At 37.9% G+C, this 15,318-nt stretch carries 13 protein-coding genes; 1 reads left to right on the top strand and 12 read right to left on the bottom strand.

What is annotated here, in order from left to right; genetic code table 11:
• Window positions 1-69: 69 nt before the first annotated feature.
• The 9 genes from BHF68_RS07530 to BHF68_RS07490 all read right to left on the bottom strand — a co-directional run bounded on the left by BHF68_RS07530 (window position 70) and on the right by BHF68_RS07490 (window position 11,185).
• Window positions 70-861 carry an AraC family transcriptional regulator gene (locus BHF68_RS07530; protein ID WP_069643042.1) on the bottom strand — a complete coding sequence of 264 codons (792 nt, stop codon included), beginning with the start codon at window positions 859-861 and terminating at the stop codon, window positions 70-72.
• Between the two features lie 57 nt (window positions 862-918).
• Window positions 919-1,233 carry a pyrimidine/purine nucleoside phosphorylase gene (ppnP, locus tag BHF68_RS07525; RefSeq protein ID WP_069643041.1) on the bottom strand — a complete coding sequence of 105 codons (315 nt, stop codon included), beginning with the start codon at window positions 1,231-1,233 and terminating at the stop codon, window positions 919-921.
• A 90-nt stretch (window positions 1,234-1,323) separates the two neighbouring features.
• Entirely contained in the window at window positions 1,324-3,390 is a 2,067-nt protein-coding gene (gene fusA, locus BHF68_RS07520) for an elongation factor G (RefSeq protein WP_069643040.1), read from the bottom strand.
• Window positions 3,391-3,595: 205 nt separating this feature from the next.
• On the bottom strand, window positions 3,596-3,856 hold the full coding sequence (locus BHF68_RS07515) for a metal-sensitive transcriptional regulator (protein WP_069643039.1): 261 nt from the start codon (window positions 3,854-3,856) through the stop codon (window positions 3,596-3,598).
• A gap of 18 nt (window positions 3,857-3,874) precedes the next feature.
• Window positions 3,875-4,540 (bottom strand): formate dehydrogenase subunit gamma, encoded by a 666-nt coding sequence (locus tag BHF68_RS07510; RefSeq protein ID WP_245669647.1) that lies wholly within the window; start codon window positions 4,538-4,540, stop codon window positions 3,875-3,877.
• Entirely contained in the window at window positions 4,527-5,585 is a 1,059-nt protein-coding gene (locus BHF68_RS07505; RefSeq protein WP_069643037.1) for a 4Fe-4S dicluster domain-containing protein, read from the bottom strand. The genes BHF68_RS07510 and BHF68_RS07505 overlap by 14 nt, the downstream gene beginning before the upstream one ends.
• A 107-nt stretch (window positions 5,586-5,692) precedes the next feature.
• Window positions 5,693-8,686 carry a PAS domain-containing sensor histidine kinase gene (locus BHF68_RS07500; RefSeq protein WP_069643036.1) on the bottom strand — a complete coding sequence of 998 codons (2,994 nt, stop codon included), beginning with the start codon at window positions 8,684-8,686 and terminating at the stop codon, window positions 5,693-5,695.
• The gene (locus BHF68_RS07495) at window positions 8,676-10,247 is read right to left on the bottom strand and encodes a DNA methyltransferase (RefSeq protein ID WP_069643035.1); all 1,572 of its coding nucleotides are present in this window, start codon (window positions 10,245-10,247) and stop codon (window positions 8,676-8,678) included. Before BHF68_RS07495 ends, BHF68_RS07500 begins: the two co-directional genes overlap by 11 nt.
• Window positions 10,248-10,300: 53 nt before the next feature.
• Window positions 10,301-11,185 carry an SPL family radical SAM protein gene (locus BHF68_RS07490; protein ID WP_069643034.1) on the bottom strand — a complete coding sequence of 295 codons (885 nt, stop codon included), beginning with the start codon at window positions 11,183-11,185 and terminating at the stop codon, window positions 10,301-10,303.
• A 116-nt stretch (window positions 11,186-11,301) separates the two neighbouring features.
• Between BHF68_RS07490 and BHF68_RS07485 the strand changes: the two genes are divergently transcribed.
• The gene (locus BHF68_RS07485; RefSeq protein WP_069643033.1) at window positions 11,302-12,006 is read left to right on the top strand and encodes a response regulator; all 705 of its coding nucleotides are present in this window, start codon (window positions 11,302-11,304) and stop codon (window positions 12,004-12,006) included.
• A 27-nt stretch (window positions 12,007-12,033) separates the two neighbouring features.
• Here the strand turns inward: BHF68_RS07485 and BHF68_RS07480 are convergent, their stop codons facing one another.
• Genes BHF68_RS07480 through BHF68_RS15235 form a run of 3 tightly spaced genes read right to left on the bottom strand, consistent with a single transcriptional unit; the run spans window position 12,034 to window position 15,311 of the window.
• Entirely contained in the window at window positions 12,034-13,119 is a 1,086-nt protein-coding gene (locus BHF68_RS07480) for a hypothetical protein (RefSeq protein ID WP_069643032.1), read from the bottom strand.
• A 46-nt stretch (window positions 13,120-13,165) separates the two neighbouring features.
• Window positions 13,166-14,203 carry a DUF4148 domain-containing protein gene (locus BHF68_RS07475; protein ID WP_069643031.1) on the bottom strand — a complete coding sequence of 346 codons (1,038 nt, stop codon included), beginning with the start codon at window positions 14,201-14,203 and terminating at the stop codon, window positions 13,166-13,168.
• A gap of 19 nt (window positions 14,204-14,222) precedes the next feature.
• On the bottom strand, window positions 14,223-15,311 hold the full coding sequence (locus BHF68_RS15235) for a hypothetical protein (protein ID WP_069643030.1): 1,089 nt from the start codon (window positions 15,309-15,311) through the stop codon (window positions 14,223-14,225).
• Window positions 15,312-15,318: the final 7 nt, after the last annotated feature.

Below are 15,318 nucleotides of genomic sequence, written 5' to 3'. Positions count from 1 at the left end.
TCTCCCTTGTGTAGTTTTCTTATTATCTTAGTTGCTTTCAATTCAGTTGTATTGTAAATGGTTGCTATTTTATATGTTTTTCCGATATTCCATAGGGGTTGTACCAGTAAATTTTTGAAATTCATTGGTAAAATGACTCTGGTCGTAATATCCGAGCGCGACTGCTACATCAGCTAGCGCTTTCCCCTTACGCAGCTCATTCTTGGCAAAGTTAAAACGCAAATTCCGCTGATACGATAATGGCGATACTTTGTAAATATTTTTAAATACTCGTAATAAATGAAATTTGCTCAAGGACGATATATTCACTAAATCTTCCAAAGTAAGTCTATCTGCAAAATGCTCTTCTATGTATTCTTTAACGATTGCAATTTCTTGTTTTTCTTTTGAATGAATTACGACCGATTCAAAGTCATTGCTCTTCTGAACAAAAAACGTATCAAGTAACTCTATCAATTGGGATTCAAGAAATGATTTATCATCAACTTTTTTTAGGGACTCTATATATTGATGTAGCACTTGAAATTCGTCGTCTGCGAGGCTACAATGAAACAGCTTATGTTTATCAATCATTAATTTAAATGAGTTCATAAACCATTGATAATTGATATAAATCATACTAAATTTCCAATCTTCTATTACTTCTGGACAACAGTTATGAATAAGCCTAGGAGGAATTACAATTAAATCCTTTGCACAGAAAAGATAAGGCCTTCCCTCAAATTGAACTGTCGTCTGACCTTTATGTATGACTGCAATTGATAGCTCCTCATGGAAATGCTCTTGCTCTGCGTGTACTCTATTGTGGCATTCTTTAATTTCAAAAAAACTAGAGCTGTTAACTTTGTAGTAATCTATCATATGTCACCTCAAGAAAAAACCGCAGAACATCTCAACAGACGTTTGCGGTATTTATGATTATTTAATATAGGAGCAGCAATAATCCGTAAGCTCTTTGATTTTTAACTTAAAGCTTGCATTGGCTGGTACTTCAAAAGATTGGCCACCTGTAATATGTATCCAGCTATCATCCCCTGGAAACTGAACTTCTAAATCACCCGCAAGAATTTCCATTATCTCTTTCTCTGATGTGCCAAACTCATATTCACCTGGCATCATAATTCCTAATGTTTTCTTTTCTCCGTTCGGAAATAGGACAGCTCTACTCGTCACCTTCCCATCAAAGTACACGTTTGCCTTCTTTACAATTGTTACATTTTCAAATTGCTCCATGTTACCCTCCGTTAATCCAATAAAATTTTCATTAGTTTGAATTTTCTTATTATAACATGAAATCAATTATTTCAAATAAAATTGATAAATTTATTTCTCTGCTTTCGCAGCTGCAATTACCTGTTCGCTAACATTAGGTGGCGCTTCCTCGTAACGAACAAACTTCGAGGTAAAGCTGCCTCTAGCCTGCGTAATTGAGCGTAGGTCTATTGCGTATTTGAATGTTTCCGATTGCGGCGCTTCGGCGATTATTAGTTGATCACCATTTATCTGTGGCTCAATACCGTTAATTCTGCCGCGTCTCTTGTTCATATCACCCATAACCTCACCCATATACGCTTCTGGGACAATGATTTTCAATTCAACAATTGGTTCTAAGATTACTGGCTTTGCCAGCTCCATCCCTTTTCTAAAGGCAATTCCTGCAGCAATTTTAAAGGCCATCTCCGAGGAATCGACATCATGGTAGGAACCATCAAATAGTGTCGCCTTTACGTTGATTACTGGATATCCTGCCAATACCCCTTGCTCCATTGACTCCCTTAAGCCCTTTTCTACTGCTGGTATATATGCCTTCGGCACAGCGCCACCGAAGACCGTCTCATTGAATTCGAACTCTTCCGTGGAAGGCTCAAATTTTATTTTAACGTCTCCATATTGACCGTGCCCACCTGATTGCTTCTTGTGCTTCCCTTGAACATCCGATTTACCTTTGATAGTTTCACGGTAAGGTACTTTAGCATCACTAAGCTCAACATCAATACCAAATTTACTTTTTAGCTTGCTTACGATAACTTTTATATGTAATTCGCCTTGCCCTCTGATTAAGGTCTGCTTCGTCTCTACATTTCGTTCGAAGGAAAAGCTCGGGTCTTCTTCTGTTAGCCTAACCAACCCCATGTTAATTTTTTCTTCATCACCCTTAGCCTTTGGCTCTATTGCAAGATACAGCTGTGGGTCAGAGAAATCAATTTTACTATACATTATTGGCGCGTTAACACTACAAAGTGTATCCCCTGTGATGGTATGCTGCAGTTTTGCAACGGCAACAATATCGCCTGCACGGGCAGCTTGCACATCAATTTGATTTTTACCACGTAACGAGAACAAGTTTGCGATTTTTTCTTTTTCATCTTTATTCGAATTATATACTTCCATATCAGGGGTTAGGTTTCCAGATATAATTTTCAGGAGAGATATTTTGCCCACATAGGGGTCTACGATTGTTTTAAAGACTTGTGCAGAGAAAGGCTCATCTGCTTCTAAGGTTCTTGTTATCTTCTTTTTTGTATAAGGGTTTACGCCTTCTTTAGCAGGCATGTCTTTCGGGGAAGGAGAGTAATCAGTAATTACATTTAACAATGTATGTATGCCTATATTTTTTGTAGCAGCACCACAAATGACTGGGACGATTTCACCAGCGATAATACCTGCCCGTAGTCCACTCTGCATTTCTTCATCAGTAAATGGCTCACCAGCAAAATATTTTTCCATCAGCTCGTCGTCACTTTCAGCTACAGATTCCATCAGCATCTCGCGGATTTCCATAGCCTTATCCTTAAGTTCCTCTGGAATCGGAATATCAATGCAGTCTTTGCCCGTGTATTCCCTGGCGATCATCTTAGCAACATTAACATTACCAACAAAGGAGTCGTTTGCTCCTAGCGGGATTTGAAAAGGGGCAACCTTTTTACCAAATGTGTCCCTTAAATCACTTAATACTTTCTCAAAATTCGAATTCTCACGATCCATCTTATTAACAAAGATAAATGTAGGAATTTTCCTAGCCATCGCCATCTCCCAGGCCTTTTCCGTTCCTACCTCAACTCCATTGGTAGCATCAACGGCAATAATAACACCGCCTGTTACTTTGACGCTACTTTGTGCTTCGCCAATAAAGTCAAAATACCCTGGTGTATCAAGGAAATTAATTTTGTAGCCTTCCCATTCAATAGGAATTAGTGATGTGCTAATCGAAATGTTTCTCGATGTCTCTTCTTTGTCAAAATCTGATACCGTGTTGCCGTCTTCCGTTCTGCCGATTCTCGTAGTAAGTCCTGCCGTGAATAAAGCTGCTTCCGTAATTGATGTCTTTCCGCTACCACCATGCCCCAATAATGCAATGTTTCTAATCTTCTCAGCCTCATAAGCCTTCATTGCAAAAAACCTCCTTTTCAATTTTAATGGCAAGTGCTATTACATATGTATGCTGCGGTCTGTAAAACTATCAATCTGCGCTTTATCTAAGTTGCTAGTTCCATCGTACTATTATGTACGGCTGTTGTAAACATTAAATAAGAAAACTCCGACACTAAGCTTTTATAGCTAGTGTCGAAGTTTTATATACTGCTATCTACTTCTACTATCTACTTTTCACCAACATGTTGACTGCTTCCTGAATTAGTTCCTCCGTACCTTCACCCTTCTCCATTTGCGCGCGAATACACGCCTCCAGATTCTCACTAACAACAACCGCAATTGTTTTGTCTAAAGCGCTCCTAGCTGCAGACAATTGCATTACTACCTCTCTGCAATCCTTTCCTTCTTCTATCATTCGTAAAATCCCATTGATTTGACCCTCTACACGTTTTAGGCGATTTTTCAATTGCTTATTATATTCCATTAACACACCCTCCGTTGGTTAATTTTCTTTTTTCTCTTCTTGACCTTCTAATTCATGATACCAAATAGAGTGGCGTTCTTGCACGTATTCTTTATTTACATAGCCTGTAAACATTCCAGAAAGCATTTTCCTATTAGCTTTAAATGCAAATGCAGCTAAATGCATAATGATTCCCAGTATTATTAACATCGTTGCCAGGTTGTGTAATTGCGCACCCCAGAGTATCAAACTATTACTTACGTTAACCCCTTGGATGTTTTTTATAACTTTAAATATACCCGTGATAACTACCATAGCTATAGCAAAGGCAAAATAAGCGTATGCAAGCCTCTGTTCAGGCAAATATTTTTCACTTGCTGGTTCAGGTCTGCGTAAAATCATGGCTTTAATAATTTCAAAAGATGCTTTCAAATCACCTTTTTTCGGCAAAATATGAAATTCCTTTCGAAGAAAGTGGTAGGCAAGGTGGTAAAAGATAATAAACAGTAATACGGCAGCAAAGATATAATGCATATATAGTGTGATTTCGTAGCTGGTTAGCCAACGGGTGCCTGGAGGTTGAACTACTAAGTACCTACCGTATAAGGGCATTTGTCCAAAGCCAGTGATAATCAGCATTAATATTGAGATGGCCGATACCCAATGAACGATGCGATTCGACAATGATTGCCTAAGAATCTTCATTTTCATCACCACTTTCGCGCTTACTTCCTTGCATCGTTTTATATGCAGTGATGCCTGCAGTTGCTAGCCCTGCTACTGGGGCAATTAGTGTTGCCATCATCAAGCCCTTTGTGCTGTCTAACACATTTTTAACATCTGGTTCCATATTAGGTCTTCCGCTTGGGCGCTTATCTTGCGATAAGGTTTCTTCTTTACTTTTAACGATTGCGTCGTTTATTTTATCAAATGGTACCTTTGAAACATAAAATGTTAACGTACCACCATTTTCTTCATCGCCGTATACATATCCACTAATTTGCTCTGCCTTTTCAAGAGCACGTTTTCTCATTTCCTCTACAGGTCCAAATTCTATAGCGCCAGTAGGACACGCTGTTTCACAGGCTGGCTTTTGTCCTTTGGCTAGTAAATCATTACACATATCACATTTGTACATTACACCGCCGCCAGCTAAATCTGGTGCAATATGCATATATACTCCGACACCAGCTTGTCGTTGTGGAATTTCCCACGGACATACATCACGACATTTCGCTCCACCCATACAGAAAAACTCATCAATCATTACTGAGCCTTGGTCAGATTTGCTAATTACACCAAATGGACAGAGTTTTTGGCAAGGTGCATCTACGCAATGCATACAGCGTCTCGGTATCGACACGGGTTCTATTACACCTTCGTGCTCAACTTTTACCTCTTCTATATAAGTCCAGTTGTATGGAGTTAAGCGATCATAACGATCCCGCTCCCTCGAGTAATCTTCATGCCTTTTCTGTGGCCAGTAATCCTTAATTGGCTCTGTAGGTTCTGGGAAACGGTGTTCATTCTTCTGTTTACATGCCGAAACACATAATGGCATGCCATAGTTAGCGCAACCATCACATTTTGTTAAATCGATAATGGAGCCAACATAGCCTTTGCTGCCCTGTTCTTCAGTAACAGCAGCTACTACAGAATTATTTGCTGTAGCTATCACACCAGCAACTACAGTTGCTTGTACTGATTTCTTGATAAACGAACGTCTATTAAATTGAGCTGACTTTTCCATAAAAATTCCTCCCACACATACCCTTCGGGGTATATTGTTTTGTGTTTTAAATATACCATAGGGGGTATATAAAAATCAATGGTTATTTATATAAAAAAACGACTCTTCTATTCCGAGTCGTCTTTACTAATATTTTGTATACGTTCCAATAGCTCTAGTATTTGTTTTTTCCTAGCAGGCTTACCAATGTGCTCATTACATCCCGCTTGTATACTCTTGTCTATATCCTGCTGCATTGCATATGCGCTAAAGGCAACAATATAAGTCTCTGTCAAGCGCCTATCCTGCTCTAAACGACGAATTTTACGGGTTGCATCTAACCCGTCCATAACCGGCATTTGTATATCCATCAGTATTAAATCATATTTATCATTCTTTAAAAACAAGTCAACTGCTTGCTGCCCATTCTCAGCTATATCAATAGTCACTGGCTGACTCTTAAGGTATAATTCAACTAGTAAGCGATTATCTGTGTTATCATCTACTAATAGAATTTTAAGATTGTCACTATCATGCTCCAGTATGGTTGTTTGTTTATCAGCTATTTGTTTATCAGCTATATCATCGTTATCCGATTTAGCCGCTATTTGTTTAGCTACATCCTCACCCTGCTTACAGGGAATTTCGACGATAAATTGACTACCAACGCCAACCTTACTTACAGCGTATAACCGTCCTTCCAATAGTTTTGTTAATTCTCTAGCTATCGCCAAACCTAAGCCACTCCCGCCATAGGTTCTACTCGTGCCAGTTTCAGCCTGTTCGAAGCTATCGAAGATTTTCTCCAAATCCTCCTCTGCAATCCCAATCCCCGTATCACGAACTATATAACGAACTCCATCCGTACCGTTTGCATATTGTTCCATAATTAATTTCACATGTCCGTTATGGGTGAATTTAATAGCATTACCAATAATGTTAATTAGAATTTGACGTAGCTTATCCTTATCTGCATACACATGAAGTTGCTCAGGAGTCTTTATATTGGTTTCTATTTCGAATTCTAGACCCTTCTTTCTTGCTTGAATCGAAAATGTGGTATGTATCTCCTGCAATAACTCCCATGGAATAAACCTTGTACTGTGAGCCTCTAATTTGCCAGCTTCAATCTTACTGAGATCAAGGGTGTCATTAATGATGCGCAGTAAATTAGTACCGTTATTCTTGATTATTCGCAAGTAGTTTTTATTAGTGGGTTTATCAAGCTCGGCTTCCAATACTTCCGTTAAGCCTAATATTGCATTCAATGGAGTCCGAATTTCATGACTCATGTTACTTAAAAACTCTGATTTTGCACGGCTTGCCTTTTCCGCCTGTTCTTTGGCTTCAATAATCATTTGTTCTTCATGCTTTCTAGCAGTTATGTCACGACTAACACCTAAAATGCCAATCAGTTCCCCATCCTGTCCCCAGTACGGTGTTTTCAATTTATCAACTAGTATATGCCTACCATCTGGGTAAGTTAACCATTCTTCAACACGTAGAGGTTTCTGATTTGCAAGCATTAACTTATCTTGCTTCGCATATAAGTCAGCAACTTCTTCACTAAATATGTCATAGTCTGTTTTACCAATAATCTCCGCACGATCTTTACCAGCAAATTCTGCAAAAGCAGGATTGCAACCCAAAAACACACCGTTATTATCTTTAAAAAATATCATATCTGGTATTGAATCTAATAACGAGGTAATCAGTGCATTCTGATGTTTTACAGCATCTTGCGTTTTCTTGTCTTCTGTAATATCTCTTATGTACCCATTCCATAGTATACTTCCATCGGGCAACTTCTCTGGGCGGGCAAGCCCTTTTAGCCAGCGTATACCTTTATCAGGCAAATTAACTCGATGCTCATCGTCCCATATATTAAGCTGCCTAGCGGATTGCTGGATTGCTTCTATAACCCTGTCATAATCCTCTGGATGAATGCGTGAGTATGCTTTAGACGCATCTGTTTTTACTTCATCAGGTGTTACTTCATAAACATCCCAAATCCCATCACTAGCATATGGAAGGTAACCACTACCGTCAGGTCGTAACAAGTATTGATATATTACTCCAGGAACTTGTTTTGATAGTGTTGATAATAGTTGGTCACGTTGCGCTAATTGTAGTTCAGCTTGCTTACGGGCAGTTATGTCCTGTTGATTACCAAAATGGCCAATGATTCGTCCTTTATCATCATAAAGACAAATGTAATCCCCCTCTATCCACATTTGCGTTCCATCAAAGCGCATTTCATTCGTATCAATATGCAGATGACCCTTGTCAAAAAACTCCCTCCACACATCCCTACCTCGTTCAATATCATGTTGAAAGAAATCGTTTGGTGTAAGTCCTAAGATTTCATCCTCTTTCAGCCTGTATTGATCTAACATAGCTTGGTTAAACTTCGTAATCCTTTGATTGGCAAATACATAATCCAATGTTCTTTCTTTATCTATGTTGTCATTCCATTCAATTGGTTCGTCAAGCATCATAAAGAAAAATCCGCTTAGGGATTGCTTAAAGAACAGCTCAAGCATTTTCTGACTACTTTCCTTTTCTTTTAATAGCAGCGTTTCAGCCCTTTGACGTTCAATCGCTAATCCGAGCTGATTGCAAAATATTTCTGCTATACCTTCCTGTTCAAAGGCTTTATCCTTTGGCATAATTAGTGTAAAATCACCTAGCATTTTATTGTTCTTCGTGATTTTGATAACTATTGTTTCTCCTAAATCTAGTGCATTCTCTAATTGTTTGACAATTGTCCGCGGCAATACATCTCCAGATAAATCGACGAGCGACTGGAAGCGGGTAATTGTTTTAGCTTTAATTTTTTCAGCTTTAATTGAATCATGCATCCAGCGTTTCCCTACAACATCTATACCTAATAAATCTTTAGCTTTATTAACTAGCCACTGCTCACAGTTAAACGCTTTAGTAGTAAAATACTCACCATCAGGCTCATACAAATTAAATGCCGCAGCCTTAGCTTCACATATGCGAGAAAAATCAGCAGTGATTTGCTCATAATCAAGTTCATGTCCTTGAATAAATATCTCAGAATAATCTAAAATCATTTGAAGTGTTTCTTTTTCTTTTAAGCTCTTCTCATCTACCACTGCTACCATCCTCAATTGATCTGCCGTAAGGTTCTTCCTGCTTTAACACCGTTTCAAAATAACGTAGGTTAGCAAAGTACCCATTATGGTATGTAGATTTTTTTCTAATGCCGACTACCTTTAGAGTTTGCTCTTCGAAGTCTATCTGAACTTCATCGTATAATCCTAATTCCTCTATCTCCAGCAACCTTTTCTCTAAGTGCTGATAAATTTCTGACACATTTTTAATATTTTTCTTTGTCAGTTTTATTTGCTCTATTACATAGCTTTCTTTTCTGTTTATTCTATAGCCATTAATTACATTTTGCATTCTCGGTAGAGTCGCATCATCAACAACATTCATCTTTATTTCTTTGTTTTTTTGACAGAGTACTGCCTGTCTACTGCCACCATACATTTCATTGAATTCCATTAACGCATGTGCTATTGATCCTGACCCAGCAAAAAAATCTAACACTTTAGCATCTTCTATATCCTTTAATCCCGCAAGCTCAAATACCTTCAACAGAAAATTGATTGGCTTCTTACCATTCTTAAATTCTACTCCGCCTTCATACCCAACATTGTTAAAGTCCTTTTCAAAATCAAAATAATTAGGGTGCGGCACTGCTTTTATATTTGGTCTATCGACTGGCACGCCTTGAAAGTAATCTCCGTTATTCCGTCCCTTTGGCGGAGATAGGAAGTAGCGATGACCCACACCATCTCTTCCCATATTTAGCACTTTAAAGAGATAACCTGGCTTGTACTTATACTTTGGCTCTATGTGCTTTACATAAAAACGACCACTTGTGTTACTTTTTCTTATTGTCCCTCGTATGTTTATTCTTTTTAATTTATTATCCGCTGGTTCAGATTTTATTATCTGATAGCTTCCTTCAGTAAAAATATGTACGGTCTTATTATCCATTGTTACAATTTGAGCTGGTTTTGCTAATTCTTTTACCTCATATATGTAGTCATCTATTGAAGTGTTATCTTTTACTATTTTACTAGGTTTGAATTCAGAGGTTTTCCTATACATTAGAAGATATTCAACCACTTCCTGAAAGTCTTTATCTCCCGTTAATATCCTGTCTTCATGCCGCACCTTGATTGTAAACATTGCTAAATAGTTCTTTTCATCAAACACTTGATCACAAAGCAGCTTTAAATGTGCTAATTCTTCCTCATTAATTGATATGAAGATACAACCGTCATCTCTTAACAAACTGCTAGCAAGACGCAAACGCTTGTCCATGAAAGATAACCATTTACTGTGACTGTATGTATTAGCTTTATCTACAAACGCATCGAAGTAACCGAAGTCGTTACTTCCAGTATTGTACGGGGGATCAATGTATATTAAATTAAATGACTCTAGGTGAGTAGCCTTTAATGCCGCTAGAGCATGTAGATTATCCCCTTCAATTAACATATGATCTACGGCATCCTGATGCTTAACAATGCTTTTTTGTTCTATATATTTAAGCGTTGGATATGACGCTTTTTCATCTTGAAGAAAACAATCCAATGTTTCATCTTCTTCCCATACTAGTCCGTATTTACTTTTAATATCCATGATTTTTTATATGCGCACCCTTTCTAGAGGCTTTTAGATTATAGTACTCTAAATTAAAACAATGACATCTGTCTTTTCTTGTAACCTAATTTATAAGCCCAAATAATGTCTTTCATTTTATAGTAAAGACCAATACGATCACATTCTTCATTGAAAATACCCCATAGTTTCTTTGCCTTTGGCGAAGTGCAACTATATCTCGTGTCCCCATAGCGACTTTGGTACTTCTTTTTTAGTTCAGGGAAATGTTGTTCTAGTTTCTCATAAAAATATTCACGTTGCCTTTGTCGCATAGTAACTCCAAAGGCTGGGTAGATAAATTTCGCTCCACTCTCTTTAGCTCTATGAATTATCTGTAATATATTATCCTCATTATCTTCGATAAACGGAAGAATCGGCATCATCAATACTCCTGCAAATATACCTGCGTTTGTTAGTTTTTCGATAGTGTCAAACCTTTCGCTACTTGGAGATACATTTGGCTCTACGATTTTGCTTAATTTATCTTCGTAGGCGGTAATACTTAGTTTGACCAGCACCGGTGAGTGCTTTTTGATATCTTTTAAAATATCGATATCCCTAGTTACTAGATTACTTTTAGTCGCAATGGCAGCTCCAAATTCATAAGCATTGATTAGCTCTAAGGCATTTCTCGTAAGTTTTAGCTCCTTTTCAAACGGATTGTAGGGATCACTCATTGCCCCCGTGCCAACAACCCCCTGTTTAACCTTACGATTTAAGTCGTCACGGATAATTCTTAGAGCATTCTCCTTAGCCCGAACCTGATCAAAATTCTCAATTCGATAGCAGGCACTACGACTATCACAATAAATACAGCCGTGACAACAGCCTTTATAAATATTCATATTGTAATCAATACCAAACCACTGAGAGTCCTTAGCATTAGTAACTATCGTTTTTGCAGGAATATATTCCATATGCTCCCCTCTTTACGATTACTTTTTTTAAACTTCCACAGAAACTTCTAATTTCCTGCAACTTACTTAATGATTTGTGGTAGAATGTACTAAAAACCATTAGGCTGGTGGTTAGAATGGACTATAAGCATATTCTTGTCGTAGACGATGATCCCGACATCTTAGAGATTATATCACTGTATCTTCGAAGTGAAGGTTTTCAAGTTGCTGTCTGTGACGATGGTATAAAGGCGTTAGATTTGGCTCGTATTAACCAATATGATTTAATCATACTAGATATTATGCTACCTAATATGGACGGCAGGCAAGTATGTAGAGAAATTAAGCGATTTAGTGATGTTCCAATATTATTTGCATCTTGTATAAAAGAAGATATCGATATTGTATTAGGTTATGGCTTAGGTGCAGATGGCTATATTACTAAACCATTTAGCCCTGCTGTATTAGTATCTCAAGTGAAGGCGATTGTACGTAGAACAGGAAGACCAGAAAATGTAATAGATATAGCAAACCAACACATCATCCAAGTCGGTGGACTTACTATCAATCTACTAGAACAGCTCGCAACATTAGAAGATAAAAGAATTGAGCTTTCTGCTAAGGAATTCAAGCTTTTAGTTCTACTTGCCCAAAACGTCAATCAAATCTTCAGTCTGGAGTACTTATACGATAAAGTCTGGGGTCATAACGGAACCAGTGATTTACGTACAGTCATGGTACATATGAGTAATTTACGTAAAAAAATAGAAGAAGACCCCTCTAAACCGAAATATATCATCACAGTTCGAGGGGTTGGCTATAAGCTTGTTAATAATGTTTAATAGTTTATTATTTATTGTTGATTGCTTCTAACCAAAAATCAAGAAACCAGAGAAGTTGCTTTCTGTTACGTCACTTACTCTAGCCCAGCCTTTTGTTCCATCTCTTGCTATCATATAGATCCACTCAGCGTTATCTGTCATAGCCATTTGAACGATTTGTCCCGCTTCAAGAACAGTAGTTGATGAAGATAAGCTCTTCTCATCGTAGAGCTTTATTGATCGTTCAACCTTTAGGTCAAGATCAGTTCTATAGTCTCTATTATACTTATCTATATTATCTATTAAGGTCTTATAAGTAGTGTAATAGGTGAATATATTTCTGCCATACCATGATCCTGGTGTTACAGACAACCTTACTGGCGCTTCTATACCTTCACCATATCTTAGTACTGCCTTGTAATTCCAGTCTGTATCGATACCACCTTGGTTGGAATCATTATATTCTGTCGGTGGAACCAACTTCCCTCCTACATCACCTACATATCCAAACCAATCTTCCCCCATAGGTGCGATGATTGAATAGAAAGTTGTTGTATAGTCCATACTTGGACCGTAGTCAATGATTCCTATCATATTCATTTCTAAATTGTACTCATCCTTATATCTTATAATAACGAAATACTCCGTTTCACCAAAAGGCATATCCCATATTTCAATCGGTTCAAATCCAGAAACTACTAACTCACCTGGGGACTCCGTAGTTCCTGTGCGATAGATGATTGCTTCTTTATTACCATCGTCATTAAGGTCAAATAGAACCGTCTCATTTGTCCTGAACCTATAGAATACCGTTTTCCCCTGCTCGTTATAGGAGTCGATTAACGGGTTGCCTGATTGCTGTGGTTTTGCTGCTGGTTGTGTTGGTTGCTGTTGTGCTGGCTGTTGCTGTGTTCGCTGCTGTTGCTGTGTTGGTGCTTGTTGGTTGGACTGAGAACCTTGCGACTCTTGCTCAGTTTGTTCGGTTTGTTGCTCTCCCTGTTGCTCCGCTTCAAGCTCTGCTCTTATCTGCTCTCGCATTTCTTCTTCAGATAACTCATTAGAGGCCTGTTTAGAGCATCCTATTAGAGCTACTATTGTTAAGACTATCAGACTGATAAATAGAAATCTTTTCATTTACACGAACCCCTCTCAGTATAATTTCCTCCTAAAACGCCAGTTTCTATTGACTGAATTCTCTAGAATGTTTAAGCTCATATATTGTGTTACCCATCTTAACGCCACGATTACTTACTTCTTTAATATCTTCAAAATTATAACTGCCAATTGGAACAGAACCTAAATACTCTACTCCTTGACCATTTACATACAAGTAAAAATCAAAAGAATCAGGTCCAAAAGGCGGATTCGCTGAAATAAATACAAATACATAATCATAATCTTCTTTATCTGCATGTTCTATTACTCTATATAGATTTGCAGTAAGTACAGAATCCAAATACTCGAATTTGATACCTTGACTACTATGATTTACCACTAAATAAAATTCATAATCTATTACTTCTATTGAGAAAATGTCAGGTTCATGTGCCCAGTCGGTAAAATTGATATTATACATTTCACCTATTTCGTAAATAATTGGTTCGAGCGGGATCTTATCAGCTGGAATTGGTCTTATTTCACTATGCTGTTTTATTTCATATAATGTATTACCCACCTTAACGCCACGATTACTTATTTCTTTAATATCTTCAAATTTATAATTACCAATTGGAACATAACCTAACTTCTCTACTCCTTGACCATGTACATACAGGTAAAAACCATATAAATCAGGTCCAAAAGGCGGATTTGCTGAAGCAAAAACAAATACATACCCCTTTTTATCAGCATACTCTATTATTCTATATTGACTTGCAATAAGATCAGAATACTCGACCTTAATCCCCTGACCACTATTTACTACTAAATAAATTTTATAGTCAGATATTTCTAGCGAGAAAATGTCTGGCTCCTGTGCATTAGCGTCAAAGTTGATTGGGTACTTTTCACCCATTTCGTATATTGGAAGAAGTTCGATCCTCTCTGGTTGACTGGACTCAGTTGACTGCTGGGATGCCGCTTCTGCTTCAAGCTCTGCTCTTATCTGGTCCCTTAATTCTTCTTCGGTTTTTTGGCTGGCATCTTTACTTGATGAACAACCAACAAGACTTATCAATGCTAGCGAAACAATCATTAGCGCAATAAGTATTTTTTTCATCCTTTTAATTCCCCCTTATTTACCTAACTAGTATCAGATCGTAAGCATCAGCATCCCTCATCTGATCAAGGGTAAAATCGACATTTTTGTAATTACCTCCGCCAGTAGGGACTTTGCCCGTTATTCTCATAAAAGACATGTCGTTAGGAGAATCATTCCAAAATAGGTGAACATTAAGATTTACATCGTTATAGTTCCCTAGCTCGAATGTATGGCCGCTTGAGCCATAACCTTCATAATAAATCACTTTAACATCTTCTAATGTCCCGAATAATCCGAAATTCGCTGGATATTCCCAAGTACCTTGTGTAACGCTTCCTGTGTATACAGTAACTAACTCTAAGCTGTTTACCCCACCTTCATACCTTGGTACGATCACTGCATAGTAGTCGCTAAAGTTTATATGTGTACCATTGATTGTCTCAGCAGTGTATCCTGATAGCTTGCCTTGATTCGAGCCTGTGCTCCCTTGATTATTACTAGAGCTTGCCGTCGGGCCTTTATAAATAACATTTGTCTCACCATAATAGTAATTGCCACCTATCATGAAACCTTCAATAGTAAACTTGGTAGACTCACTTAAACCTGGATGATGACCATCAGCAAAACCCCCGCCACCCAAAACATCCTTGGTTACACCATTTCCAAAGTCAATCATAATTGTGTTTTCTGAGTCAGTACGACTAAAAGCTACACCACCAGACATTTCGTCTTCTATTATTTTAGCAGATAGAGTGACAACCCCACTGAATACCACACCATATTCGTCATTTGTCACATTACTACTTTCAACGATAAATGGACCGACTCGATCACCTTTAGATAATTGCTTAAGTTGATACACAGTTGATGGAGTATGGGCTGATTGAGCTGGTTGCTGAGGTGCTGGTTCTTCCTTTTTCTGTTCAGCATCAAGCTCTGCTCTTATCTGTGCTTCTAGTTCTGCACGCGCTTCTGCTTCCGCTGCCCTTTCAGCTTCCAACTCGGCTTGAACTTCAGCCCTCAATTCTTCTTCTGTTTTTTGGCTAGCGTCTTCACTCGATGAGCAACCAACTAGACTTACTAATGCTAGTGAAACAATCATTAAAGCAATTAGTATTTTTTTCAATGCAATC

Source organism: Desulfuribacillus alkaliarsenatis (assembly GCF_001730225.1).
GTDB lineage: Bacteria > Bacillota > Bacilli > Desulfuribacillales > Desulfuribacillaceae > Desulfuribacillus > Desulfuribacillus alkaliarsenatis.
This window is presented reverse-complemented; position numbering and strand designations above follow the sequence as displayed.